The following is a 25140-nucleotide window of genomic DNA, read 5'->3' on the forward strand; positions in this document are numbered from 1 at the left end:
GAGGACACGACGAGACACTCCTAACGGGGAAAGCTGGATTCACCCGCAAGTTTACGCTGTCTCCGTAACCCGATCCGACAGCCACGGACAACCCCGTGGCCCACGGAATGCACCGGGCCCGGATTTGGCGAGCTTCGCTGAGGCCGAGTCCGGGCCGGGGCCCGCATCAGGCCAGCGAGGGGTCGTCGACGTCGAAGTAGGCCGGCACGGCGTGTTTTCTGGCCAGCCGGAACACCCGCACCAGCCCGCGGCGGCGCACGGCCAGGGCGTCGCGCACCACGTCGTTGTGCACCTGGCGGGCCAGGGCCACCCGGCGGCTGACCTGCACCAGCGTGTCGACCACCTCGGCCGGCGGGTTCGCCGCGCCGCCGAAGCCGTTGCGCAGGTGCCGGGTGAGGTCGTTCTCGGCCACCTCGCGGTCGTCCGGCTGGGCGTCCAGGGCGATCTTGGCCGCGTACATGAGTGTGGGCAGCTGGGCCGCCTCGGCCAGGGCCACCGCGGCCGCGGCCCGGCGGACCAGGTGCGCGTCGAGGGTCGCGTAGGCCGCGGCCGCCCGGGCGTGGAGCCGGTCGACCCGGGCCGCGAGCCAGGTCAGGTAGGTGGCCACCGCGACCACCACGGCCACCACGGCGATCACCCACCACATGCGGCGCAGCCTACGGGACGGACTCCTGCACGGTCGCTCCGGCAACCTCGATCGCCGTCGAGTACACCTCGAGGACCCGCTCGGCGACGACCGGCCAGTCGTACGCGGCCACCACCTCGGCGCCCCGGGCGGCCAGGGCGGCCCGGCGGGCGGGGTCGTCGAGCAGGGCGGCGGCGGAGCGGGCGAGGGCGCCGGCGTCGCCGACCGGGAACAGCGCCCCGGCGTCGCCGCCGTCGAGCACCCGGCGGAACGCGTCGAGCTCGCTGGCCAGCACGGGGGTGCCGGCCGCCATGGCCTCGGTGAGGATCATGCCGAAGGACTCGCCGCCGGTGTTGGGCGCGACGTAGAGGTCGACGCTGCGCAGCATCCGGGCCTTGTCCTCCTCGGAGACCTTGCCGAGGAAGACGATGCGATCGCGGACCCGCACGTCGAGGTCCTCGACCACCTCCGAAGGGTCACCGGGACCGGCCACCAGGAGCCGCAGCCCGGGCCGCGTCTCGACCAGAGCGCCGAAAGCCTCCAGGAGGTACCGGAAACCCTTCCGCGGCTCGGTGAAGCGCCCGATGAACCCGAGCGCGCCGCCCTCCCCCGGCCAGCCGTCCAGCGGCACGGCGCCGCGGTACTTCGAGGCCTGCACGCCGTTGGGGATCTCCCACGCACTGCCGCCGAGGTGCTCGACCTGCACCTTGCGCGCCAGCTCGCTGACCGCGATCCGCCCGGTGATCTTCTCCAGCACCAGCTGGAGCACCCCCTGGGCGGCGGCGAGGGCCCGCGAGCGGGTCATCGCGGTGTGGAAGGTCGCCACCACCGGGCCGCGCGCGGAGAGCACCGCGAGCATCGACAGGCTCGGGATGAGCGGCTCGTGCACGTGCAGCACGTCGAACCGCCCCGCGGCGAGCCAGCGCCGCACCCGGGTGGCGGAGATGAGCCCGAACGAGACGCGGGCGACCGAGCCGTTGTACGGCACCGGCACGGTCCGCCCCGCCGGCACGACGTAGGGCAGCGTCATGCCCTCCTCGTCGCCGGGGGCCAGGACGCTGACGTGATGGCCGAGCGCGATCAGCGTCTCGGCGAGGTCGCGGACGTGGTTCTGCACGCCGCCGGGCACGTCGAACGAGTACGGGCAGACGATCCCGATGCGCAACGCCCCTCCCCTAGGCCACGGTGCTGACGGCCGGCTCGTCGAGCCAGAACCGCTGGAGCATGTGCCAGTCCTCCGGGTGCCGCGCGATGCCCTCGGCAAACGTGTCGGCGACCCGCTGGGTGACGATCCGGACCCGGGTGTCGAGCGGGCCCTCGTCGGCGCCCGGCATCGGGATCGGGCCGGCGAGGTGCCCGGCCGCCGCATCCGCATCGAACCACATGTCGACCACGTACAGGGGGGCGCCCGTGCGCAGGGCGAGCAGCGCCGGGCCGGCCGGCATCCGGGTGCGGCCGCCGAAGAAGTCGACGTCGATCCCGCGCGGGGTGAGATCGCGGTCGGCCAGCAGGGGCACGACGGCCGCGTCCTTGCGGAGGCGCTCCTCGAGCACGTCGAAGGTGGGCCGTTCGCCGCCCGTCAGCGGGAGGATCTCCATGCCGAGGGAGCGGCGGAAGGCCAGGAACTTGAGGTACACACTCTCGGGCTTGAGTCTTTCCGCCACGGTGGTGATCGGCCATCCCTTGGCCGCCACCCAGGCCCCGGCCGCGTCCCAGTTGCCGGCGTGCGGCAGCGCGACCACGGAGCCGATGCCGGCGGCGTGGTTCTGCCCGAGCAGCTCGCCGCGCTCGAGCCGGAAGCCGGCCAGGATCTGCTCCTTGGAGCACCCGGGCAGCCGGAACGCCTCCAAGTAGTAGCGCGCGTAGGAGCGCAGGGCGCGGTGCATCAGCCGCTGGAACTCGTCCTCGGGCATCTCGGGTCCGACCACCCGTCGCAGGTTCTTGGCGAGCGTGGCGGTCCCCCTACCCGGTTTTCCGCGGCGGTACCCCCGGGAGCCGCTCGCCGCCGCCGCCGCGAACAGCGGCCACACGACGCCGCGGGGCAGCCTCGGGAGCAGGTTGAACGCGGTGCCGTAGCCGAGCTCGACCAGGCTCACCGGGCTGGGCCCGGTTGGACGTGGGCCCGCTCGGCCGCGTGCGCCTGCTGGTACACCGTGCCGATGCGTTGCCCGATGGTCACGATCGACAGCGCGCCGAGCAGCCACATGACGATCTCCAGGCCGTACGGCACGCCGACGGTCCACAGCACGCCACCGATGCCGATGCCGACCAGCCGCTCGGGCCGCTCGATGATGCCCACGTTGCAGGTGAAGCCCAGGCCCTCGGCCCGCGCCTTCACGTAGGACACGACCTGCCCGGTGAGCAGGCACAGCAGGGCGGCCGCGACCAGGCGCGGCTCGTGCTGGGTGGCGTAGTAGTAGGCGACGGACCCGAAGATCGCGCCGTCGGCGATGCGGTCCATCGCCGAGTCCAGCAGAGCGCCGAACTTGTTGGTGATCCCGCGCTGCCGGGCCATCGAGCCGTCGATGAGGTCCGTGAAGCAGCTCACGGTGATGATGACGAGCGCGATGAACAGGTGGCCGCGCGTCGCGAAGCCGAACGCGCCGACGAGCACGCCGACGGTACCGATCACCGTGACGGCGTTCGGGGTGACTCCGGCGCGCAATAATGCGGCGGCGACGGGGTCCAGGACGCGGGCCAGCCCGGCCCGGCTGACTACGCTGAAGATCTTCGCCATGGCGCTCTCACGATAACGGGGGCGGAGCTTGCCCGATACCGGCACGTGGGACTGCTCACGGTGCTTGAGTAAAGCTGAGGCGAGAGGGAGCCACGGTGGGCTTGTGTCGGTGATGTTTCGGGTGTGGGATCGGTGAACAGGTCGTGACTGTGAGACTCCTCACAGGTAACGCGAGACTTTCAGGAGGCGCGTGATGGCGCAGAAGGTCCAGGAGAAGGGTGTCACCGGCACCGCGCCGGTGGTTGATGAACCCGGCAGGGTACGCAACGTGGTGGTCGTCGGCCACTCCGGATCGGGGAAGACGACGCTGGTCGAGGCGCTGCTCGCGGCGACCGGCACGATTCCCCGGGCCGGCTCGGTGGGCGAGGGCACCACGGTTACCGATCACGATCCGGCGGCGGTGAAGCAGCAGCGTTCGGTCACGCTGTCCTGCGCGCCACTGCTGCACAACGGCGTGAAGGTCAACCTGCTCGACACGCCGGGCTACGCGGACTTCGTCGGCGAGCTGCGCGCCGGGCTGCGCGCCGCCGACGCCGCGCTGTTCGTCGTCTCCGCGGTCGACGGCATGGACGAGGCCACCGCCGCGCTGTGGGAGGAGTGCGCCCACGTCGGGATGCCCCGCGCGGTCGCGATCACGCGGCTGGATCACCAGCGCGCCGACTTCGACGAGACGCTGCAGATGTGCCAGGAGGTCTTCGGCGACAACGTGATGCCGTTGTACCTGCCGATGCTCGGCGACGACGGCACGAGCACCGAGGGGCTCATCGGCCTGATCACCCAGCGCGTGTTCGACTACTCGGCCGGGTTCCCGCCCGAGGTCCGCGACCCCGACGTCGAGCACCTGCCGGCGATCGAGGAGTCCCGCAACACGCTGCTCGAGGGGATCATCGCCGAGAGCGAGGACGAGACGCTCATGGAGCGCTACCTCGGCGGCGAGGCGATCGAGACCCAGGTGATCATCGACGACCTCGAGAAGGCGGTCGCCCGCGGCACCTTCTACCCGGTCGTGCCGGTGTGCGGCGAGACCCGCGTCGGCCTCGACGCGCTGCTCGAGGTGCTGGTCAGCGGCTTCCCGTCGCCCCTGGAGCACGAGGTGCCGCCGGTCACCGACGTCGAGGGCCACCCCCGCGAGCCGCTCGCCTGCGACCCCGAGGGGCCGCTGGTGGCCGAGGTGGTGAAGACGACGATCGACGCGTACGTCGGGCGCGTCTCCCTGGTCCGGGTCTTCTCCGGCACGCTGCGCCCGGAGACGCCGGTGCACATCTCCGGCCACGGCATGGCCGAGCGCGGCCATCCCGACCACGACGCCGACGAGCGCTTCGCCCACCTGTTCTCGCCGCTGGGCGCCCACCTGCGCGAGGTGCCGCACGCCGTCGCCGGCGACCTGGTCGCGGTGACGAAGTCGGGCACGGCCGAGACCGGCGACACGATCTCGTCCAAGGAGTCGCCGCTGCTGATGGCGCCCTGGGAGATGCCGGAGCCGCTGCTGCCGATCGCGATCGTGGCCCGCACGCGCTCCGACGAGGACGCCCTCGCCAAGAACCTCGGCCGGCTCGTGGCCGGGGACCCGACGCTGCGGCTGGAGCGCAACGCCGAGACGCACCAGCTCGTGCTGTGGTGCATGGGCGAGGCGCACGCCGACGTGGTGCTCGACCGGCTCCGCGCCGGCGGCGTGGAGCTCGACACCGAGCCGGTGAAGGTGGCGCTGCGCGAGACGTTCGCCGCGCCGAGCCAGGGCCACGGCCGGCACGTGAAGCAGTCCGGCGGCCACGGGCAGTACGCCGTCTGCGACATCAAGGTCGAGCCGCTGCCGCGCGGCTCCGGCTTCGAGTTCGTCGACAAGGTCGTCGGCGGGGTGGTGCCGCACAACTACATCCCGTCGGTCGAGAAGGGCGTGCGCACGCAGATGGAGCGCGGGATGGTCGCCGGCTACCCGGTGGTCGACGTGCGCGTGACGCTCTACGACGGCAAGGCGCACTCCGTCGACTCCTCCGACGCGGCGTTCCAGACCGCCGGGGCGCTCGCCCTGCGGGAGGCGGCCGAGCAGGGCCAGACGACGCTGCTGGAGCCGATCGACGAGGTGACGATCCGGGTGCCTGACGACTTCGTCGGCGCGGTGATGAGCGACCTGTCGGGCCGGCGCGGGCGGGTGCTGGGCAACGAGCCGGACCCCGAGGGCCACGAGCGCACCCTCGTCCGGGCCGAGGTGCCGGCGACCGAGCTGGTCCGCTACGCCGTCGAGCTGCGCGCGATGACCTCGGGCTCGGGCACGTTCACCCGCACGTTCGTCCGCCACGACCCGATGCCGGCGCACCTGGCCGAGGCGGTCAAGAAGGAGCACGCCGCAACGCGCTGACCTTTACCTGGACGGTGATCCCGCCGCGGCGGGATCACCGTTAGGGGGGGGTTGTGGTGTTCGGGCGCTCGAAGCGCAAGGCCGGCGACAGCGGCGCGATCGTTGACTTCTGGACGTGGTGGCCGACCGTGCGGGCCGATGTCGAGGCCGCGATCTCCTCCGGCGACTGGGCCACGCTCACCCCGCAGGTCTCCCGGCGCGTCGAGGCGATCCACCCCGACCTGGAGTGGGAGTTCTACCGCGGTACGACCGCCAAACACGCCCTCGTCGTCTCCGCCGCCGGCGTGGCCGAGCTGCGGCCCGTCGCCGCCCGCTGGGGCGCCCTGGCGCCCCCGGCCGACGCGACCTGGGAGTACCACACCGCCCGGCAGGCCGACCCGGCGGTGCTGGAGCACACCATCGGCATCGGCGAGGGCGTGCAGCTCGACCTGGCCCAGCTGCACTTCGCGTTCACCCGCGCCGAGGACTCCCCCGAGATCGCCGTCGTCGCCTACCACCCCGGCTTCCGGATGCTCGGCGAGGACGCCCGCCGCAGCGTCACCTTCCTGGCCCTGGACTGGCTGCTCGGCGAGGACGGCGTCGAGGAGTGGATCGGCGAGATCTCCTGGGAGACCGAGCCGCCCGACGGCGCCGCCCGCCCGAACGAGCTTGCCGCGGCCGTCGAGGCGCTGCGGGAGGAGTTCGGCACCCCGCAGTGGATCCTGCTGCGCGGCGACTCGCCCGAGGGCCCGGTCATCGTGGCGGTCCAGCGGCCGCTGCGCCCGGTCCGCTGGCCGCGGTTCGACACGCACGTGGCGATCACCCTGCCGTACCGGCACCGCACCGAGGCCGGCCTGCCCGAGGCCGAGTCACTCGCGGCGCTGCGCGACTTCGAGGACAACGCCCTGACGCCCGCGTCCGGCGCCGACGGCATCCTGCTCGCCCACGAGACCGGCGCGGGCGCCCGCATCCTGCACTACTACGTCGACGCCGACTCCCCCGCCGCCGACGACCTGGCCGAGGCGGCCGGCTGGTGGAAGGACGGCCGGGCCCGCGTCGAGCGGCACTTCGACCCGGCCCTGGAGCGCATCGGCCACTTTCGCTGAGCCGTTAAGGTGGACGCGTGGCGGACATCGTGCAGGACGACGAGGTACTCCGGATCCTGGACGAGCTCACCACGATGACCGGGCGGGCCGACCCGTACCCGCGCTACGCCCGCCTCCGCGAGATCTCCCCGATCGTGCGGGCCGAGGACGGCGCCCTGGTCGTGACCGGCTACGGCGACTGCCAGACCGTGGTCCGCGACGGCCGGCTCGCGCACCTGCCGCCGGACATGCTGGCCTTCATCGGCTTCCCCGACTGGCGCGAGCGCCCGGCGCTGATGCAGCTGTTCACGACCATGCTCACCCTCAACCCGCCGGACCACACCCGGCTGCGCCGCCTGGTCAGCTCCGCCTTCACGGCCCGGCGGGTGGCGGCGCTGCGGCCCGCGATCGAGCGCCTGGTCGCCGAGCGGCTCGACGCGATGGAGGACGCCGGCGACTCCGTCGACTTCGTCTCCACGTTCGCGTTCCCGCTGCCGGTGGCCGTCATCGGGGAGCTGCTCGGGGTGCCGGCCGCGGACCGGGCCGGCCTGCAGCAGCTGGTCGGCGACTGGACCCGGGTGCTCGAGGTGATCACGCCCGAGGTGCTGGCGAAGGCCGATCCGGCGGCCGCGCGGCTGCGGGAGTACCTCGCCGGCCTGCTCGACGAGCGGCGGAAGGAGCCGCGCGACGACCTGCTCAGCGCGCTCGCCCAGGCCCAGGCCGCCGACGACCGGCTCACCGACGACGAGGTGCTCAGCAACGCCGCGCTGCTGTTCGCGGCCGGCTTCGAGACCACGACCAACCTGCTGGCCAACGGGCTCGTGGCGCTGCTGGAGCGCCCCGGATCGCTGGCTCGCGTCACCGCGCGCGCCGCCGATCCGGCGGTCGAGGAGCTGTTGCGCTTCGACAGCCCGGTGCAGATCGTCAGCCGGATCGCCACCGCGCCCGTCGAGCTGGCCGGGCGCACGATCGACGAGGGCGAGCGCGTGGTGGCGTACCTCGGCGCCGGCAACCGCGACCCCGAGCGCTTCGAGGCCCCGGACGAGCTGCGGCTGGACCGGGACAACAACGCGCCGCTGTCCTTCGGCGGCGGGATCCACTATTGCCTCGGCGCGCCGCTGGCCCGGCTCGAGGCCCAGGTCGCCCTGCCGGCGCTGGCCGCGCGGTTCCCGGACCTCGCCCTGGCCGGCCCGCCGGAGCGGCGTGACAGCCTGAGCCTCAAGGGCTTCACCCGGATGCCGCTGCGGGGTACCACTCGTTGATTCGATCCGGCTCGACGAGTACAAAACCCCGGGTTTTTCGCTCTGCCATGGCGAACGGGCGCACGCCGGGGCGCGCCAAAGCCGCGGCCATGCCCTCGGCGCCCACCCGGACGAGCAGGTCGGACCCGTAGACCCCGGCGACGATCTTGCCGTCGCGCAGGTAGACCAGGCCGCCGAACATCCGCTTGGCCGTCACCCCGGCGCCGAGGCGCGACCGGAGCCGCGCGGCCAGGGTCTCGTCGTACGTCACCCCGGTAGTGTGCCCCCGTGATCAAGCAGCGCGTGGCCCGGTGGCTGACGGAGGCGTTCGCGCCCGCGGTGCTCGTGTCGGTGCTGCTCGTGCTCCTCGGCGTGCACGCGGAGCCGGGGCTCGCGCGGGGGCTGGCCCTCGGATCGGTGGCCGCGCTGTTCGAGAGCGTGCTGCCCTACCTCTACATCCTGCGCGGCGTCCGCTCCGGGCGCATCACCGACCACCACATCGGCGACCGGCGGCAGCGACTCGTGCCGCTGCTGGTCGGGATGGGGTCGGTGCTGACCGGGCTCGTGGTCCTGCTGCTCGCCCACGCGCACCGCGAACTGCTGGCCGCGGTCGGGGCCGGGGGCATCGGGCTGCTCGTGGCCGCCCTGGTCAACCACTGGTGGAAGATGTCGATCCACGCCGCGGTGGCGGCCGGGTCGGTGGTGATCCTCTGCCTGGTGTACGGCTGGGTCCTCATCGTCGCCGCCCCGCTCGTCGGCGCCGTGGGGTGGTCGCGGGTGGCGCTCAAGGACCACACCGCGGCGCAGGTGGCGGTCGGCACGGTGGTGGGCGCTCTGGTCGCGGGTCTCGTCTTCGCGGCCTTGCGCTGAGCTTGGTGGCTTGGGTCACGCTCGTCGCCGGTCTCGTCTTCGCGGTCCTGCGCTGAGCTTGGTGGCTTGGGTCACGCTCGTCGCCCGCCGCGTCTTCGCGGCCCTGCGCTGAGCCTGGTGGCTTGGGTCACGCTCGGCACCCGCCGCGTCTTCGCGGCCCTGCGCTGAGCCTGGTGGCTTGGGTCACGCTCGGCACCCGCCGCGTCTTCGCGGCCCTGCGCTGAGCCTGGTGGCTTGGGTCACGCTCGGCACCCGCCGCGTCTTCGCGGCCCTGCGCTGAGCCTGGTGGCTTGGGTCACGCTCGGCACCCGCCGCGTCTTCACGGCCCTGCGCTGAGCCTGGTGGCTTGGGTCACGCTCGGCACCCGCCGCGTCTTCACGGCCCTGCGCTGAGCCTGGTGGCTTGGGTCACGCTCGGCACCCGCCGCGTCTTCACGGCCCTGCGCTGAGCCTGGTGGCTTGGGTCACGCTCGTCACCCGCCGCGTCTTCGCGGCCCTGCGCTGAGCCTGGTGGCTTGGGTCACGCTCGTCGCCCGCCGCGTCTTCGCGGCCCTGCGCTGAGCGTCGCGGCGCGCTCGATAGCATCGGTGTGAAAACCGACCCTTTGATGCTGGGAGCAGCCCGTGTCCGCAGTGCGCTCGAATACCGAAGCCCCACCGCGCATCGTGGTCACGGCAGGCACGACGGCGGCGGCCGCGGTCGCCGCGGCCGGGCTGCCCACCAGCGGCCCGAAGGCGATCGTCGTGGTCCGCGACGGCGACCGGCTGCGCGACCTGGACTGGACGCCTTCCGTGGACACCGAGGTCGACGCGGTCGACATGTCCAGCCCCGACGGGCTCAACGTGCTGCGCCACTCGACCGCGCACGTGCTCGCCCAGGCCGTACAGGATGTGTTCCCCGACGCCAAGCTCGGCATCGGCCCGCCGATCGAGAACGGCTTCTACTACGACTTCATGGTCGACAAGCCGTTCCACCCCGACGACCTCGGCAAGCTCGAGAAGCGCATGCAGGAGATCATCAAGACCGGCCAGCGCTTCCGCCGCCGGCGCTTCGACTCGGTCGAGCAGGCCAAGGCGGAGCTCGCGAACGAGCCGTTCAAGCTGGAGCTCGTCGACGTCAAGTCCGACGTCGACACCTCCGAGGTGATGGAGGTCGGCGGCGGCGAGCTGACCATCTACGACAACCTCGACGCGCAGTCGGACAAGGTCTGCTGGTCCGACCTGTGCCGCGGCCCGCACCTGCCCTCGACGCGCTTCATCCCGGCTTTCAAGCTCATGCGCAGCGCCGCCGCCTACTGGCGCGGCTCCGAGAAGAACCCGCAGCTCCAGCGCATCTACGGCACGGCGTGGCCGACGCGCGACGCGCTCAAGGACTACCAGAAGCTGCTCGAGGAGGCCGCCCGGCGCGACCACCGCAAGCTCGGCTCCGACCTCGACCTGTTCAGCTTCCCGGACGAGCTCGGCTCCGGCCTCGCCGTGTTCCACCCCAAGGGCGGGATCATCCGGCGCGAGATGGAGCAGTACTCGCGGCAGCGCCACCAGGAGTCCGGCTACGAGTTCGTCAACACGCCCCACATCAGCAAGGCGAACCTGTTCCAGACCTCGGGGCACCTGCCGTACTACGCCGACACCATGTTCCCGCCCATGGAGATGGAGGGCGCGGAGTACTACCTCAAGGCCATGAACTGCCCGATGCACAACCTGATCTTCCGGGCCCGCGGCCGCTCCTACCGTGAGCTGCCGCTGCGGCTCTTCGAGTTCGGCACCGTGTACCGCTACGAGAAGTCGGGCGTGGTCCACGGCCTCACCCGCGTGCGCGGCATGACGCAGGACGACTCGCACATCTACTGCACCAAGGAGCAGATGGGCGGCGAGCTGCGCTCCCTGCTGCAGTTCGTGCTCGACCTGCTGCGCGACTACGGCCTCGACGACTTCTACCTGGAGCTGTCCACCCGCGACGAGTCCCCCAAGTTCATCGGCGACAACGCCGACTGGGAAGAGGCGACCGAGGCCCTGCGTACCGCGGCCGAGGCCTCCGGTCTCGACCTCGTGCCGGACCCGGGCGGCGCGGCGTTCTACGGCCCGAAGATCTCCGTGCAGGTGAAGGACGCCATCGGCCGTACCTGGCAGATGTCCACGATCCAGGTGGACTTCAACCAGCCGAAGCGCTTCGGCCTCGAGTACCAGGCCTCCGACGGTTCCCGCCAGCAGCCGGTCATGATCCACCGCGCGCTCTTCGGCTCGATCGAACGCTTCTTCGGCGTCCTCACCGAGCACTACGCGGGCGCCTTCCCGGCCTGGCTCGCCCCCGTCCAGGTCGTCGGCATCCCGATCCGCTCCGACCACGCCGACTACCTGTTCGACTTCGCCGACCTCCTGCGCAAGGAAGGCATCCGCGTCGAGGTCGACCACTCCGACGAGCGCATGCAGAAGAAGATCCGCAACGCCCAGCAGCAGAAGATCCCCTTCATGGCCATCGCCGGCGACGACGACGTCGCGAACGGGACGGTGAGCTTCCGCTACCGCGACGGCTCCCAGCGCAACGGCGTACCCGTGGCCGAGGCCGTGGCCCACGTCGTGGACGTGGTCCGCTCCCGCGTCAACCTCGGCCCGTCCGCCCCCGCACCCACGCCAGGGGCGCCCGAGTGACCAACCCCGGCGAACCGGACGAACTCGACCGCTTGTGGACGCCGCATCGCATGGCGTACATCAAGGGTGAGGACCGGGCCGACGACCACGACGAGCCGACCGGGTGCCCGTTCTGCCGGGCCCCGGGCCTGCCCCCGGACGAGAGCCTCGTCGTGGCCCGCGGCGAGGTCGTGTACGCGATCCTCAACCTCTACCCGTACAACCCGGGCCACCTCATGGTCGTCCCGTACCGGCACATCGCCGACTACACCGACCTCACCCTGCCCGAGACGTCCGAGGTGGCATCGTTCACCCAGACGGCGATGCGAGTGATCCGCCGGGTGAGCGGCGCACACGGCTTCAACCTGGGCATGAACCAGGGCGCCGTGGCGGGCGCCGGGATAGCGGCCCACCTGCACCAGCACATAGTCCCAAGATGGGGCGGCGACACGAACTTCATGCCGGTGGTGGGCCGCACAAAGGTCCTGCCGCAGCTCCTGACGGACACGCGCAAACTCCTGGCCGAGGTCTGGCCGACGGTCTGAAAGCCCCCGCCTTCATCTCCCACCCGCAGACCGCGCTCATGCCCGACAGCACATCAACGAGGTCCGACCGCCGGCCCGCCCGTCATCTCCAACTCGCAAGCCGCTCACATCGACGGCCTCGCCTTCTACTCCCGCAGCCGCTCACAGCGACGGCCTGACCTTCACTCCCGCAGCCGCTCACACCGATGGCCTGGCTCTCCTTTGCCCGCAAGCCGCTCACATCGACAGCCAGGCCGAGGTCTGACCGCCGGCCCGACCCCATCTCCCTGCTAACCACTCGTAGCGGCGGTCTGACCCTCATCTCTCTCCCCCGCCGGCCCGCTCATACCGACAGGAGAAAGGTCCGGACGCCCAACGACACCCGGACCCCTCCGCTATCTCGCACTACCTCGGCATCAGCGCTTCCAGAACGCCTTACGCTGCGGCCGGTCTCCGCCCCCGCCACCCGCAACCCGGTCGAGCTCCGCCAGCGCGAACTCCCACAGCTCGGCCAGCGGACGAGCGGCGATGGACTCCGCGGTCAGGGCCTCAGCCAGCGCCCGAAGCTCCGGCAGCGACAGCGCGGCCAGACGCGACCCGAGGTCCTCGAGGAGCTCCCGCCGCTCGTACTCCGGCCGCCCCTCCGCCTCCCGCAACCGCGCCGCCTCCTGCGTGGCCAGCGTGCGCGCGTCCAGGCCCCCGCCCGCGAAGCCGTCGTCGTCCTCGTCCACGTCCTGCCTAAAGATCTGCCGGGCGGACCCGCGGTGCAGCGCCGCCTTGCGCTGAACCGGCCCGCCACCCCCCGGCGGGGCCATCGGCGCCGGAGCCATCGGCGGCGCGGCCATCGGAGGCCGGGCCGAGAACTGCGGCGCCGCCGAGACCGCGAACGGTGCCCCGCCCGCGGCCGTCCCGTACCCCATCGGCATCGAGGCGAGCGTCGGCTGGAGCGGCGGAGGCGGCGCCGAGCGCGGCATCTCCCACCCCGCCGGGCTCTCCACCGGCTGGGTCACCTTGCGCGGGTCGCTGCCCTCGGTGACCACCCGGCTGTCGACGGCCACGAAGGCGGTGAACCGGCAAAGCACCCCGAACCGCAGCGAGATCTCGGTGATCCGCTGCTCCAGCGGGGCGCCGGTGACGTACTGGTCCTCCAGGTCCCGCAGTACGGAACGCGCCCAGACCGCCGTCAGCGCCGTGGAGTCGTGCCGCTCCGCGGTGACCGTCGCCGACCAGGGGCTGCCGTCGCGAGTCGTGCCGCGGACCGCCAGCGCACCCGCGACCGGGCCGCGATAGCGCCCGGTGACCACGTACGGCACGCCCGGGAACACATCCGCCAACCGCGCCGGCGTGCGGGTGTCGTCGAGCAGGGCCAGCCCTTCTGCGGCGATCGTCACGCCGCTGACGACCGGCGCGCCGATCCGCCGATGGATGCTGTCCATCGCGTCGTCCAGCCGGTCCTCGCTCTCGACCAGCTCGCAGCGTCCCCCGCCGGCGATGGCGAGGCGGCCGAGGAAGCCGGCGTTGACGGCCTGGTCGATGCCGACCGTGTGGACCCGAACCCCTTGCAGCGCCGACGACACCCTGCGCAGGATCTGGTCCTCGTTGCCGACCTGACCGTCGGTTACCAGCACCAGAACGCGGTCGCGAGTGCCGTCGGAGCCGAGCAGGCGCAGCCCCTCGAGCAGCGGCTCCAGCAGCTCGGTGCCGCCGCGGGCGTCGACGCGCGCGAGATGCTCCACGGCCCGATAGCGATTCCGGTCGGTACCGCCGGAAAGCCCCGCCCCCAGCGACTCCGGCGTCTCGATCCGGTCGTCGAAGGCCAGCACCGCAAAGCGGTCCTGGGACCCGAGGGTGTCGACGATCCGGGCCGCGGCCCGGCGGGCCGCCACCATCTTCCAGCCGCCCATGCTGCCCGAGCGGTCCAACAGCAGCACCACGTCCCGCGGTCGCGGCGGCGCGTCGGGCTCGGGCGGCAGCACCGTCAGCCGATACGTGCCTTCGTCGCCCTCGGCATCGGGGGCCAGCACGAGGCTCTGCGCCCCCGCGCCGTACGCCAGTCGAAGCACGAAGTCCCGGTTCGCGCGCTCACCGGGGTGTACCGACACACGGTTTTCCGCCTGTTCCACCACGTGCAGGCTGGACCGCACGTCGCCGAGCGGCAGGCCGGCCGGGTCGACGTCGACGTCGATCGACAGCCGCAGCGGGTTGGGGAAGCCGGGCAGCAGCACCGGCGGGCTGATCCGGGAGGCGTCGGGAACCGCATCGGTGTCCAGCGCGTGCCCGTCGCCGACACTGTCGCCGTCGAGCGGCGCCCCGGGGATGTACCGCGGCGCCACCACGAGCGGGAAGCGGAACGTCGCCTCGCCGTCCTCGAACGCGAGCGGCCCCACGAGGGAGAGCTTCACGCTGACCCGCTCGCCGGGCAGGATGTTGCCGACCCGCATGGTGAACACGTCGGGCCGCTCCTCCTCGGCGATCGAGGCGCGCTGCCCGGCGGCGATGGCGTTGTCGTACGCCTCCCGAGCCGCGCCCCGCTCCTGCAGCTCCGCCTCGACGGTCCGGCCGTCGGCGGTCATGGCCATGCTGATCACGGCCGCGCGGTCGGGCAACGGGAAGACGTAGGTCGCCTCGAGTGGCTCCCGGTGGACGTTCACGAATTCCTGGGTGAGATCGGTGCGGGCGACCAGGCCGGTGATCGAGGCCCGCACCTCGAGCCGGTCGAGCGGGAGGTTGCCACGCTCGGTGCGCAGCGCACCCAGCCCGGCCTCGTCCGCGGGCGCGGCGGCCGTGCGCGCCTCGTCCTCGGTCATCGTCGCGAGTCTCATTTGGCGTTCCCTCTCCTCGTCGTCGTCTCGTCCGGTGTGACAAGTCCCCGGGTTGCGAGCAGGTCCATGAGCTCGCGGGCCGCGACCCGGATGGCCTCGAGGTCGTCCTCGGTCGGTGTCGTGTTCAGCAGCAGTACCGCTCCTCCGCCCAGCGGCACCCCGCTGAGCAGCCCCGCAACGGCCGGCCCCGCTTGCTGGTCCGGCCTCGCCCGCTCCGGAGGCACGCGCTCCACCGGCCCAGAGCCCAACTCCAGCCCAACGTGACCCGGCTCAACGTGACCCGGCTCAATCCGCACGCGCCCAGCCTCGGGCCGCTCCAAGTCCGACTCCGGCCCGAGGTGACCCGGCTCAATCCGCACGCGCCCCACCTCGGGTCGCACATGCCCCAGTTCGGGCCGCTTACGACCCAGTGCGGGCCGCCTGCCGTCCAGTTCGGGCCGAACATCCCCGGGCTCCGGCCGTACACGCCCTGGCCGTGCCGGTTCGGACGGCTTCCGCCGAGCCAACTCGTCCCCGTCCCCGTCGTCCCCGTCCTCGTTGTCTTCCTGTTCCAGGCCCGGCTGGGTTCGTGCGTAGTCGGCGGGCCGCTGCACCCAGAAGCGGCGCGGGGTGGCCGTCGACTTGGCGTTGACGTCGGTCAGATCCGCGATGCGCTGGAGCACCTCATCCGGAGCCTCGGCCAGTTCCGCCTGGATCTCGGCGATCTTGAAGCCCTGCGACTGCCGCCGCTTGATCGCCACCAGTTGGGCCAGGTGCCGAGGCCCGTACCAAGCCGTCCGTCCGCGCATAGCGGGCCGGTCGACGAGGCCGATCGTGGTGTACCACCGGACGGCTCGGGCATCGGGAACCTCCCGCACCCTGCCGTTCGGCGCGCCCGCGTAGGCGGTGTCGTCGAGCCGCTCGGCAACCTTGCCGATCAGCTCGTCGAGCGTCCATTCCTGTGCGGTCATGCTGCAATCCTGACACTGTCAGCTTGACACTGTCAAGGTCTGAGTCTAGATTGATTGGCATGACGACATTGCCTGACCGGCCGCACACAGCGCTCCTCGTCATCGACGTTCAGAACGGCACCGTGCACGGTGCCCACAACCGTGACGGCGTCATCGCCAACATCAATGCATTGCTCGACAAGGCCCGCGCCGAAAGCGTGCCGGTGGTGTGGGTGCAGCACTCCGACGACGAGCACCTCCCCCGCGACACGGAGGACTGGCAGATCGTCGCCGACCTGGTGCGACAGGAGTCGGAGCCTCTGGTGCACAAGCGGTATTCGGACGCGTTCGAGGACACGGATCTGGAGCAGCGGCTGGCCGAGCTGGGTGCCGGGCGGCTCGTGGTCACCGGTGCGCAGACCGACACCTGCATCCGCGCGACGCTCCACGGGGCACTGGTGCGCGGCTATGACGCGACGCTGGTCGGGGACGCGCACACTACGGAGGACCTGACGCAGTGGGGCGCGCCGGCGCCGGAGCTGGTGATCGCGCACACCAATCTGTACTGGGCGGACGAACGGGCCCCGGGACGGCGCGGCGGGACCGCGGCGACGAAGGAGGTCAGTTTTGGCTGAGGCGGGGGAACGCGCCGAGCGGGTCAGGTAGCGCTGCCGGACCGCGGGACTTCGGGGCGAGAGAACGCGTGCTGTATGGAGTTATCAGGCAGACAACGGCAGGCAGGGCAGAGATACGCAGGCCGGCGGGGTGTGCGATGCATGGTGCTGTTCGGCAGGCTCGGCACGCGGAGCACTGACCTGCACACCGCAGGACGTGCGCTGCGTGGTGCCGTCGGGCAGGCGGGGTAAGTGGAGCACTGACCTGCACACCGCGGGACGGGCGCTACATCGTGCTGTCGGGTAGGCGGGGAAAGTGGAGCAGTGATCTGCGCACCGCAGGACGTGCGCTGCGTGGTGCTGTCGGGTAGGCGGGGAAAGTGGAGCAGTGATCTGCGCACCGCAGGACGTGCGCTGCGTGGTGCTGTCGGGTAGGCGGGGAAAGTGGAGCAGTGATCTGCGCACCGCAGGACGTGCGCTGCGTGGTGCTGTCGGGTTGGCGGGGCACGTGGAGCACTGACCTGCACACCGCAGGACGGGCGCTACATGGTGCTGTCGGGCACGCCAGGTAAGTGGGGCACTGACCTGCATTCCGCTGGGCGTGTGCTACATGGTGCTGTCGGGCAGGCGGGGTAGGCGGACCTCGGCACGTACGCCGGGGCGGGCGTCGTTCAGGCGGACCGTTCCGCCGTGGCGGCGGGTCAGTTCGCGGACGATCGCCAGGCCCAGGCCGCTGCCGCCCGCGTCGCGGGCTCGGCCGTCGTCCAAGCGGGCGAAGCGGTCGAAGACGCGTTCGCGCAAGGGGGCCGGGATGCCCTCGCCGTCGTCGGTGACCGTTACCAGGACCTCTGACGTCCCCTCCGGTACGGCGGCCAGGGTTACGCGGCTGCGGGCGTGGCGTACCGCGTTGTCGACGAGGTTCAGCACGATGCGGAGCATCGCGTCCGGGTCGCCTTCCGTCCACAGGGACTCGCCGGACTCGACGGTGACAGTGTCGTAGCGCTTGGCCAGCGAGTTCAGCAGCGTTCGGAGCTCGACCGGCTCCACGGCCGCCCGGCGTGGGTCCGAGGCGTCCGCGCGGGCCAGGAGGAGCAGGTCCTCGACCAGGCGGGCCAGGCGGTCCAGGTCGGCGATCACGTCGTCGGAGACCGCGGCCCAGTCGCCGAGCTTCTGGGCCACCTCGATCTGGATGCGGATCGAGGCCAGGGGGCTGCGCAGCTCGTGGGCGGCGTCGGCGATGAAGGAGCGCTGGCGGGCGCGGGAGACGGCCAGGCGGTCGAGCATGTGGTTCAGGGTGATCGCCAGGCGCTGGATCTCGTCGCTGGAGGGCGGGACCGGGAGGCGCTCGTCGGTCGCGGCGCCGGTGATGCGCTCGGCGCCTGAGCGCAGGCGGTCCACCGGGGACAGAGCGACGCCCACCACGCGCCAGGCCACGGCGACCAGGACGACGATCAGGGCCGGGTACGTGACCCAGAGCGCGTTGCGCAGCAGTTCGAGGCTGCGGTGGTAGTCGGCGAGCGGGACGGCGACGAGGATGATCCGGCCGTCGGCGGCCTGACGGGCGGTTACGCGCAGGCTGTCGGGCTGGACCGCGCGGTCGCCGGGGACCTCCACGCGCTCCCCGCGCAGGGCGCGCTCGACCTCCGGTCCGCGCAGGATGGGTACCAACAAATCGGCATTTCGATCACCGGCCACGACGCCGCGCCGCTGGGGGTCGAGGATCTGCACGACCTGGTTGGCGGGGGCCGGGAGGGCCTCGGGGAGCTTGCCGCCCTCGTCGAGCAGCGAGGCGATCTCGGCCACCGTCGCATCGGCGGAGCGGTCCAGGGAACCGCGGAAGCTGTACGTCATCGCGAACGCCATCGCCGCCCCCGCGATGCTCAGGCCGACGACGAGGCCGGTGGTGCCGAGCAGCACCAGGCGACCGCGCAGCGAAAGTGACGCCCACAACCTCATGCCGAAACCTCGCTTCGCTCGGCCGCGGCCTGAGGTCCACCCTGTGCTTCCTGGTGCCCGGCCCCGTCGCTCCGCTCCGGACCGGTCACGTGCGCAGCCTGTAGCCGGCGCCGCGGACGGTCTCGAGGAGGTCGCGGCCGAGCTTGCGCCGCAGGTACCCCACGTAGACCTCGACGGCGTTGGGCGCGGTGTCGACGCTGGCGTCCCACACGTGGTCGAGCAGCTCCGTCTTGGAGACCACCTGGCCGGGGCGGCGCATGAGGTACTCCAGCAGCGCGTACTCCCGGGCCGTGAGCACGATCTCCTCGCCCGCGCTGGCCACGCGGCGCCGGGCGGGGTCGAGGGTCAGCTCTCCGACCGTGAGCACGCTCGGCCGCTCCGGCGCACCGCGGCGCAGGAGCGCGCGCAGGCGGGCCACGAGCACGACGTAGGAGAACGGCTTGGTGAGGTAGTCGTCCGCGCCGCAGTCGAGCCCGTCGGCCTGGTCGTACTCGCCGTCCTTGGCCGAGAGCATGAGCACCGGCACCCAGTTCTTCTCGGCGCGCAGGGTCTGCACCACCCGATACCCGGACAAGCCGGGCAGCATGATGTCCAGGATCACTGCGTCGTACCCGCCGTGCCGGGCCATCTCGAGCCCGTTCGGGCCGTCGCCGGCCACGTCCACGGCGAAGCCCTCCGCCTGCAGGCCACGCTGGAGCGCGTTGGCCATGCGCATCTCGTCCTCTACTACCAGCAGCCGCACGCGGTACAGCGTGGCATGCTCGACTGAGTCACGGCACAGACGGTCTCAGCGATGTCACAGCCGTATCACCGCACCATGGTTGGCAGGAGGTGCAACCAATGTCGAACTTCACGTCACGACCCGTCCTTCGGTGGGCGGTGCCCGCGGCTGCTGCGGTCGCTGTGGTCGGTGCTGGCGTGGCAGCGAAGACGCTCGCCGTCGCCGCCGAGCCGAACCTGGCGCCGCGGACCGCGGCGCAGTTGCTGGTCGACCTGCAGACGGCCACGCTGGACGGACTGTCCGGCACCGTGGTCGAGCGGGCCGATCTGGGGCTGCCGGCGATTCCGCTGCTGACCGGCGACCAGAGCGCCAAGCTCACGTCGCTCGTTTCGGGCAAGCACACCCTGCGCGTGTGGTACTCGGGCCCCGACAAGGCCCGCGTGTCACTCCTGGGCACGCAGGGACAGAGCGACATCATCCACAACGGCAACGACACCTGGGTCTGGGACTCGCAGGCCAAGGAGGCGCAGCACTTCACCGGCAAGCCCGGGGAGAGCGAGGGGGGCGCCAAGCCGTCGCCGACCGACCTGCCGAAGTCGCCGCAGGAGGCCGCCGACCTGGCGCTCAAGGCGATCGACCCGACCACGCAGGTCTCCACGGGCACGTCGGCGAAGATCGCCGGCCGTGACGCCTACGAGCTCGTGCTCCGGCCCCGCGACACCTCGTCGCTGGTCGGGGAGGTCCGCCTGGCGATCGACGCCAAGGAGAAGCTGCCGCTGCGGGTGCAGGTCCTGCCCCGCGGTACCGCCAACCCGGCGTTCGAGGTGGCGTTCACCTCGGTGAACTTCGCTCGCCCGGACAGCGCCGAGTTCTCGTTCAACCCCCCGGCCGGCACCAAGGTCACCGAGGGGAACTCGGACGAGAAGGCGGATCAGGCGAAGCAGCAGATGCAGCAGAACGGCAAGGCCGCTGACAAGCCGAAGACCGCGGTCATCGGTACCGGCTGGGCCTCTGTCCTGGTGCTGCGGAACTCGAACGGGGCCTCGGGGGCGGCCTCCGACGACGAGAAGAAGGCCCAGGACGCCATCTCGCAGCTGCCCACCGGCAACGGGGGCCGCACGTTCAACAGCAAGCTGGTGAGCGTCCTGTTCACCGACGACGGCCGGGTGCTCATCGGCTCGGTCACACCGGAGCGGCTCGTCCAGGTGGCCGCCGACCCGGCCGCCGCGCTGAAGTAACGCTCAGCGCCGGGCTCAACGGTGTGAGGGGACCGCGGTCTGACCGCGGTCCCCTTCGCGTTGCCGGCGGCGGTGCGCGGCGGCGCGGCTGAGGGTCGCGATCGAGTACATGTCCCGGGCCCGGCGCAGCAGCGCCTCCTCGCGGGCGGTGTCCTGACGCACGGTGAATCCGACGGTACTGTAAGCAAGCCCCGCCAGCACCAGGCACGCGGCGACGCACACCGGCGCCAGCATCGTGAACAGCGTGACGCCCTCGACCCCGGCGCCGCTCGGCTCGGGCCGCACCCGCAGCGCGGCCATGACCAGGTAATGCGTGCTGCACACGGCCAGCGCCATGATCACCGAGGCGCAGAGCATGGCGGCGGTACCCCGCACGACGCACGCGCACCACAGCGTCACGGTCGCCCCGACGATCGCCGCGCCGGCCGCGACGAGCAGCGTGCGGGCGTCGTAGGCGACGGTCGCGGCGACGCGCATGGACAGCGGCCCGGTCGCGTACACCGCGGTCAACCCGATGCCCGTGAGCAGCCCGGCCGGCAGGATCTTCCACACGGTCGGACGGCCCCAGCCGACGATGTAGAGCCCGAGGCAGTAGACGACCACCGCGATGCCGAGCCCGAGGGCCGTGATCGGGATGTCGTACCACACGTCGGTGCCCGGCACGTCGACGCCGAGCATCGCCATGAAATGGGGCACCCAGGTCCCGGTACCGCCGATGGACAGCGCCGAAAGGGTCAGCCAGCGGGCCCGGCGGCCGCCGGTGGACGACCGGGAGCGGCCGGTCAGAAACGTGCCGAGCAGGCAGCCCAGGATCGACATCGCGAGGGCGAGCGTCGGCGTGATCCAGCCATATGCAAATTGCTCAACCGAAGTCACCCGGCGATTCAGCCAGGCCGGGCGTACCGCCGGTCGGACAGTCTGTGCGCGGTTTGCCCGTTCGTGGCACGGGTAGGCCTGCGGGTATGACCGAATCCGACCACTCGCTCATCGGCTCCGGCGCGGCCGGGCGGGCCACCCAGGGCGAGACCGACGAGGCGCTGGACGACGAGCGCGAATCCGAGTGGGCGCCGCCCGACTCGACCCCGCCGTCGGCCGCGACGACCCCGCCGGACACCGACATGACCGACGACCCCGAGATGCCTGACCCCGACGGCTCCCATCACCGCATCTGACGCGCCCTACGAACCGCCGGCGCCCGGCTGCAGGGCACGTTGCTGCTCGATGCTGTCGCCGATGTCGATCCACGCCCGCGGCGGGTCGGTCTCCTCGAGCTCGACCCGGTCCTCGGGCGGCACGCGCGCCGGCAGCTCACCGAAGCGGGCATGGCGCAGGAACGCCATCTCGGCGTCCGTGAAGGTCTCCTCCGCCATAAATCGATCGTGAACCCGCGCGGGGGTGGCGGGCAAGAGCCCGGCGCGGCGGGCGAGAATGGCGCCATGAGCAGTGGGCCGGCGATCGGGCGGGCGCAGGTCATGCGGTACCGCAGCGTCATGAACGGCCTCCACGAGCGCCTCGGCAGCGACCCGGCCGGCCTGGGGGTGCTCGACCTCGGCGTGCCCAACGTGCCCGCGGGCACCGCCCGGCAGGCGCTCGCGGCGCGCTGCACGGACCCGCTCGGCGGCGACCTGACCCTGGCCTGGACCACCCGCGGCGCCCCGCACCTGCACCGCCCGGCCGACCTGCCCGCGCTGGCCCAGGCCCTCTGGCCGCTGTCCGAGGCCGACGCGGCGGCCCGGTTCGCGACCGGCCAGCTGCCGAAGGCCGCGTTCGAGCTGGGCCTGGAGGCGTTCCGCGCGACGGCGGCCGCGCTCCGCGAGGTGGTCCGCGCCCCAACGGCGAAGGGCGACGTGAGCCGCGCGGTCAGCGACCGGGTGCCGAAGGAGCTCACCTACGACTGCAAGCCCTGCGGCGCCCGCCACATCTCGGGCGGCCTGTTCCAGCAGGCGGGACTGGGCGGCGGGGTACGCCTGGACGAGGACGCGGCGAAGACGGTGCTCGCCCCGCTCGACCCGCGCCCGCCACTGCCCGGGCCGGCGTCGGGGACGGCCGGGTTCGTGCGCGCGTACCTGCGCATCCTCGGCCCGGCGACGCCCGGGGACGTCGCGAAGTACCTCGGGACGACGGTCACCGCGCTGAAGCCGATCTGGCCGTCGGACCTGGTAGCGGTGTCCGTCGACGGCCGGACGGCCTGGCTGCCGCCCGAGAACCTGGACGCGCTGCTCGACCCCCCGCCGGTGCGCGGCGTGCGGCTGCTGCCGCCGTCGGACCCGTTCCTGCAGGCGCGCGACCGCACCGTGCTGGTGCCGGACAAGGCCCAGGCCAAGGAGGTCTGGCGGATACTGGGCAATCCGGGCGTACTGCTGCTGGACGGCGACATCGCGGGAACCTGGCGCGCCCGGGCGGCGGCTCGCAAGCGCCTCGACGTGACGGTGACGCCCTGGGTTCCACTTACGGCCGCGACGCGAACGGCCCTCGAGGAGGAGTCCAACGGACTCGCTGCCGTGCGCGGCCTGGAGTCCGCCGCGGTGCACCTGTAGCCGTGTGGCCCCGAAAAGTCGGGCGCTCCGCGCCACGACTTTTCGGATTTATACCCTGACAGGGCATAAGTCCGACATGTCGCGGCGCGGAGCGCCCGACATGTCGTTTTGTGTGGCAGGCGCACGGCGCCGTGCGTGGGGTCCGGGCTGCTGACGTACAGCCCAGTGGTGGTCACGTCGCGGGGGCGGTTGGGGCGGCCGCTACGCTCGGGACGCATGAGGCTGGATCCCGTTGGTCGTCTGCTCAAGCTGCCGCCCGCGGTGTCCGGGCGGGTCCGGGTGACGCGAGGCGTCCCGATCCGGATGCGCGACGGGGCCAACCTGCGCGCCGATCACTACGCACCCGCGATCGACGGCGAGGTGCCGACGGTGCTCGTGCGCACGCCGTACGGACGCGGGGCGCCGGTCAGCATCCTCTGCCGGGCCGTGGCGCAGCGCGGCTTCAATGTGCTCATCCAGTCCTGCCGGGGAACCGGCGACTCCAGCGGTACCTTCGAGCCGCTGCTCCAGGAGCGCGAGGACGGTCTCGACACGCTCGACTGGCTGCGCCGGCAGCCGTGGTACGACGGACGGCTGCTCACGTACGGGCCGAGCTACGTCGGGTTCGTGCAGTGGGCCCTCGCCGCCGAGGCCGGCGACGAGCTCAAGGCGATGGCGACCATCGTGACCGCCTCGGACTTCGGGCCGCCGACGTACGCCGGCGGGGCGTTCTCGCTCGACACGGTGCTGACCTGGTCGGCCCTGCTGGAGGCGCAGCGGGGCCCGCGGCTGGAGAACGCGGTCGAGCTCCTGCGCGGCCAGCCCCGGCTGCAGCGCGGCCTCGCGCGCGTGCCCATGGCCGAGGCCGACCGCGTGACCGTCGGCGCCGAGATCGAGTTCTTCCAGCGCTGGCTGGCCGAGGCCGACCCGGCGTCGTCGTACTGGACGCAGCGCGGCCACGCCCACCGCCTGCCACACGTCGCCGCCCCGGTGCTCATGATCGGCGGCTGGTACGACATCTTCCTGCCCTGGCAGCTCGCCGACTACACGGCGCTGCGGGCGGCCGGGCAGCAGCCGCACCTCACGATCGGCCCCTGGCACCACGGCAGCGCGGGCCTCTTCCAGCACTCCGCGGCCGAGGCCGTCGCCTGGTTCCGCGCGCACACCGGCGGTCCCGAGCAGATTCGCGACCGTCCGGTACGCGTCCACGTCGGCGGCGCCGAGGGCTGGCTCGAGCTCACGGACTGGCCGCCCCCGTCGAGCACCCCGCAGCGCTGGCACCTGGCCAAGTCGGCGACCCTGACCCCCGACGACCCGGACCTGCTCACGCCCGACGAGCTGGGCTGGCCGACCCCCTCCCCCGCGACGGCATCCCGCTCCGCCGACCCGGAGCAGGCCCTCTCCCCCGCTCCGGCCCAGGCGCTGTCACCCACCTCGGCGCCGACCCTCTCGCGCGCTTCGCTGCCCAACCCGGACGAATCGGACTGGCCGACCCCGACCCCGGCGCCCGCGAACGGGATGGACCCCGACGAGCTGGACTGGCCTACGCCAACCGCGTTCGTCGCGACCCCGGCCCTGCCGGACGAGGGCGACGTGCTCGACTCCTTCGTGTACGACCCGAAGGACCCGACGCCCGCCCTGGGCGGCCCGAGGCTCATCGGAAAGATCGCCGGGCGGCGGGACAACCGGCCGCTCGAGGCGCGGTCCGACGTGCTGACGTTCACGTCGGCGCCGCTGGTCGAGGCGCTCAACGTGGTCGGCCCGGTCTCGGCCCACATCACGGTGCGCGCGACGACGGCGGGACGGGGCGAAGATGCCCCTGCGGCGTACTTCGACGTGTTCGTCCGGCTCTGCGAGGTCGACGACCAGGGCCGCTCCTGGAACATCTGCGACGGCCTGGCCCGCGCCGCCACCGACCGCGACCCGGCCGCGCCGATCCATGTGGAGCTGTGGCCGACCGCGTACCGGTTCGCCGCGGGCCGCCGCATCCGCATCCAGGTGAGCGGCGGCGCCCACCCGCGCTTCAGCCGCAACCCGGGCACGGGCGCGCCGCTGGGGCACGAGCTCGAGCTGCGCAAGGTGCGGCAGGAGATCCTCGCGCCCTCGTACGTTCTGCTGCCCGTCGCACCCTGATCGGGCGCGCTGGCGGGCCGACTCCACGCCGGCGCGCCAGCAGCGTGCGCAGGCCGGGTGGATGGCGCCGCAGGGCCGCGACCATCCGCGCCGGCGCGCCAGCAGCGTGCGCAGGCCGGGTGGATGGCGCCGCAGCCGCGCCGGCGTGCCGGCAGCGTGCGCAGGCCG

At 72.4% G+C, this 25140-nt stretch carries 22 protein-coding genes; 11 read left to right on the forward strand and 11 right to left on the reverse strand.

From position 1 onward, the window contains the following. Positions 1-166: 166 nt before the first annotated feature. Genes ACPPVO_RS49210 through pgsA form a run of 4 tightly spaced genes read right to left on the reverse strand, consistent with a single transcriptional unit; the run spans position 167 to position 3362 of the window. Positions 167-646, reverse strand: a complete 480-nt coding sequence (locus ACPPVO_RS49210) for a hypothetical protein (RefSeq protein WP_426505975.1) — start codon at positions 644-646, stop codon at positions 167-169. A 10-nt stretch (positions 647-656) separates the two neighbouring features. After that, entirely contained in the window at positions 657-1790 is a 1134-nt protein-coding gene (locus ACPPVO_RS49215) for a glycosyltransferase family 4 protein (RefSeq protein ID WP_426505976.1), read from the reverse strand. A gap of 10 nt (positions 1791-1800) precedes the next feature. Next, on the reverse strand, positions 1801-2721 hold the full coding sequence (locus ACPPVO_RS49220) for a phosphatidylinositol mannoside acyltransferase (RefSeq protein WP_426505977.1): 921 nt from the start codon (positions 2719-2721) through the stop codon (positions 1801-1803). Beyond that, entirely contained in the window at positions 2718-3362 is a 645-nt protein-coding gene (pgsA, locus tag ACPPVO_RS49225) for a phosphatidylinositol phosphate synthase (protein ID WP_426505979.1), read from the reverse strand. The genes ACPPVO_RS49220 and pgsA overlap by 4 nt, the downstream gene beginning before the upstream one ends. Positions 3363-3555: 193 nt before the next feature. Between pgsA and ACPPVO_RS49230 the strand changes: the two genes are divergently transcribed. The 3 genes from ACPPVO_RS49230 to ACPPVO_RS49240 are packed head-to-tail and all read left to right on the forward strand — an operon-like array spanning position 3556 to position 8044. Beyond that, positions 3556-5718: an elongation factor G-like protein EF-G2 gene (locus tag ACPPVO_RS49230; protein WP_426505980.1), complete on the forward strand. Its 2163-nt coding sequence runs from the start codon at positions 3556-3558 to the stop codon at positions 5716-5718. Between the two features lie 53 nt (positions 5719-5771). Continuing rightward, entirely contained in the window at positions 5772-6803 is a 1032-nt protein-coding gene (locus ACPPVO_RS49235; RefSeq protein ID WP_426505982.1) for a DUF695 domain-containing protein, read from the forward strand. A 17-nt stretch (positions 6804-6820) separates the two neighbouring features. Continuing rightward, on the forward strand, positions 6821-8044 hold the full coding sequence (locus ACPPVO_RS49240; protein ID WP_426505984.1) for a cytochrome P450: 1224 nt from the start codon (positions 6821-6823) through the stop codon (positions 8042-8044). Here the strand turns inward: ACPPVO_RS49240 and ACPPVO_RS49245 are convergent. After that, positions 8010-8294, reverse strand: coding sequence for a TfoX/Sxy family protein (locus tag ACPPVO_RS49245; RefSeq protein ID WP_426505986.1), 285 nt, complete (start codon positions 8292-8294; stop codon positions 8010-8012). The two genes, ACPPVO_RS49240 and ACPPVO_RS49245, sit on opposite strands and share 35 nt — an antisense overlap. Positions 8295-8311: 17 nt before the next feature. Between ACPPVO_RS49245 and ACPPVO_RS49250 the strand changes: the two genes are divergently transcribed. The 3 genes from ACPPVO_RS49250 (at position 8312) to ACPPVO_RS49260 (ending at position 12064) form a co-directional block, all read left to right on the forward strand. After that, positions 8312-8893, forward strand: a complete 582-nt coding sequence (locus tag ACPPVO_RS49250; protein ID WP_426505988.1) for a phosphoesterase PA-phosphatase — start codon at positions 8312-8314, stop codon at positions 8891-8893. 631 nt (positions 8894-9524) lie between these two features. After that, positions 9525-11540 carry a threonine--tRNA ligase gene (thrS, locus tag ACPPVO_RS49255; RefSeq protein ID WP_426514839.1) on the forward strand — a complete coding sequence of 672 codons (2016 nt, stop codon included), beginning with the start codon at positions 9525-9527 and terminating at the stop codon, positions 11538-11540. Between the two features lie 50 nt (positions 11541-11590). Further along, positions 11591-12064, forward strand: a complete 474-nt coding sequence (locus ACPPVO_RS49260) for an HIT family protein (protein ID WP_426505990.1) — start codon at positions 11591-11593, stop codon at positions 12062-12064. A gap of 395 nt (positions 12065-12459) precedes the next feature. Here the strand turns inward: ACPPVO_RS49260 and ACPPVO_RS49265 are convergent, their stop codons facing one another. Both ACPPVO_RS49265 and ACPPVO_RS49270 read right to left on the reverse strand, forming a co-directional pair. After that, the gene (locus ACPPVO_RS49265) at positions 12460-14850 is read right to left on the reverse strand and encodes a VIT domain-containing protein (protein ID WP_426505991.1); all 2391 of its coding nucleotides are present in this window, start codon (positions 14848-14850) and stop codon (positions 12460-12462) included. Positions 14851-14861: 11 nt separating this feature from the next. Beyond that, complete coding sequence (locus ACPPVO_RS49270) at positions 14862-15815, reverse strand: MerR family transcriptional regulator (protein ID WP_426505992.1); 954 nt, start codon at positions 15813-15815, stop codon at positions 14862-14864. Positions 15816-15874: 59 nt separating this feature from the next. Here ACPPVO_RS49270 and ACPPVO_RS49275 point away from each other — a divergent pair, with 59 nt between their 5' ends. Further along, the gene (locus tag ACPPVO_RS49275; protein ID WP_426505993.1) at positions 15875-16429 is read left to right on the forward strand and encodes an isochorismatase family protein; all 555 of its coding nucleotides are present in this window, start codon (positions 15875-15877) and stop codon (positions 16427-16429) included. Between the two features lie 585 nt (positions 16430-17014). Here the strand turns inward: ACPPVO_RS49275 and ACPPVO_RS49280 are convergent. Both ACPPVO_RS49280 and ACPPVO_RS49285 read right to left on the reverse strand, forming a co-directional pair. Continuing rightward, positions 17015-18364: a sensor histidine kinase gene (locus ACPPVO_RS49280; protein ID WP_426505994.1), complete on the reverse strand. Its 1350-nt coding sequence runs from the start codon at positions 18362-18364 to the stop codon at positions 17015-17017. An 85-nt stretch (positions 18365-18449) separates the two neighbouring features. After that, entirely contained in the window at positions 18450-19106 is a 657-nt protein-coding gene (locus ACPPVO_RS49285) for a response regulator transcription factor (RefSeq protein ID WP_360375771.1), read from the reverse strand. A 176-nt stretch (positions 19107-19282) separates the two neighbouring features. Here ACPPVO_RS49285 and ACPPVO_RS49290 point away from each other — a divergent pair, with 176 nt between their 5' ends. Next, positions 19283-20323 carry a LolA family protein gene (locus tag ACPPVO_RS49290; RefSeq protein WP_426505995.1) on the forward strand — a complete coding sequence of 347 codons (1041 nt, stop codon included), beginning with the start codon at positions 19283-19285 and terminating at the stop codon, positions 20321-20323. Between the two features lie 15 nt (positions 20324-20338). On the opposite strand, the gene ACPPVO_RS49295 is transcribed toward ACPPVO_RS49290, so the two are convergent. After that, entirely contained in the window at positions 20339-21199 is an 861-nt protein-coding gene (locus ACPPVO_RS49295) for an MHYT domain-containing protein (protein WP_426505996.1), read from the reverse strand. A gap of 86 nt (positions 21200-21285) precedes the next feature. Here ACPPVO_RS49295 and ACPPVO_RS49300 point away from each other — a divergent pair, with 86 nt between their 5' ends. Then, complete coding sequence (locus ACPPVO_RS49300) at positions 21286-21495, forward strand: hypothetical protein (protein WP_426505997.1); 210 nt, start codon at positions 21286-21288, stop codon at positions 21493-21495. A gap of 6 nt (positions 21496-21501) precedes the next feature. On the opposite strand, the gene ACPPVO_RS49305 is transcribed toward ACPPVO_RS49300, so the two are convergent. Beyond that, on the reverse strand, positions 21502-21693 hold the full coding sequence (locus ACPPVO_RS49305; protein ID WP_426505998.1) for a hypothetical protein: 192 nt from the start codon (positions 21691-21693) through the stop codon (positions 21502-21504). Positions 21694-21759: 66 nt separating this feature from the next. Between ACPPVO_RS49305 and ACPPVO_RS49310 the strand changes: the two genes are divergently transcribed. Together ACPPVO_RS49310 and ACPPVO_RS49315 are read left to right on the forward strand one after the other, a co-directional pair. Continuing rightward, a complete protein-coding gene (locus ACPPVO_RS49310; RefSeq protein ID WP_426505999.1) occupies positions 21760-22860 on the forward strand; it encodes a winged helix DNA-binding domain-containing protein in 1101 nt (366 codons plus the stop codon). Between the two features lie 216 nt (positions 22861-23076). Further along, positions 23077-24972, forward strand: coding sequence for a CocE/NonD family hydrolase (locus ACPPVO_RS49315; protein WP_426506001.1), 1896 nt, complete (start codon positions 23077-23079; stop codon positions 24970-24972). Positions 24973-25140 lie beyond the last annotated feature (168 nt).

The sequence above is a fragment of the Dactylosporangium sp. McL0621 genome (assembly GCF_049995355.1).
Classification (GTDB): Bacteria; Actinomycetota; Actinomycetes; order Mycobacteriales; family Micromonosporaceae; genus Dactylosporangium.

Excerpts from the sequence above, each read along its gene's own strand:
- ACPPVO_RS49230 (WP_426505980.1), top strand. The coding sequence starts at position 3,556 with ATGGCGCAGAAGGTCCAGGAGAAGGGTGTCACCGGCACCGCGCCGGTG.
- ACPPVO_RS49270 (WP_426505992.1), bottom strand. The coding sequence starts at position 15,815 with ATGACCGCACAGGAATGGACGCTCGACGAGCTGATCGGCAAGGTTGCC.
- ACPPVO_RS49265 (WP_426505991.1), bottom strand. The coding sequence starts at position 14,850 with ATGACCGAGGACGAGGCGCGCACGGCCGCCGCGCCCGCGGACGAGGCC.
- ACPPVO_RS49280 (WP_426505994.1), bottom strand. The coding sequence starts at position 18,364 with ATGAGGTTGTGGGCGTCACTTTCGCTGCGCGGTCGCCTGGTGCTGCTC.
- ACPPVO_RS49315 (WP_426506001.1), top strand. The coding sequence starts at position 23,077 with ATGAGGCTGGATCCCGTTGGTCGTCTGCTCAAGCTGCCGCCCGCGGTG.
- ACPPVO_RS49310 (WP_426505999.1), top strand. The coding sequence starts at position 21,760 with ATGAGCAGTGGGCCGGCGATCGGGCGGGCGCAGGTCATGCGGTACCGC.
- ACPPVO_RS49210 (WP_426505975.1), bottom strand. The coding sequence starts at position 646 with ATGTGGTGGGTGATCGCCGTGGTGGCCGTGGTGGTCGCGGTGGCCACC.
- ACPPVO_RS49275 (WP_426505993.1), top strand. The coding sequence starts at position 15,875 with ATGACGACATTGCCTGACCGGCCGCACACAGCGCTCCTCGTCATCGAC.
- ACPPVO_RS49300 (WP_426505997.1), top strand. The coding sequence starts at position 21,286 with ATGACCGAATCCGACCACTCGCTCATCGGCTCCGGCGCGGCCGGGCGG.
- ACPPVO_RS49260 (WP_426505990.1), top strand. The coding sequence starts at position 11,591 with ATGGCGTACATCAAGGGTGAGGACCGGGCCGACGACCACGACGAGCCG.
- pgsA (WP_426505979.1), bottom strand. The coding sequence starts at position 3,362 with ATGGCGAAGATCTTCAGCGTAGTCAGCCGGGCCGGGCTGGCCCGCGTC.
- ACPPVO_RS49305 (WP_426505998.1), bottom strand. The coding sequence starts at position 21,693 with ATGGCGGAGGAGACCTTCACGGACGCCGAGATGGCGTTCCTGCGCCAT.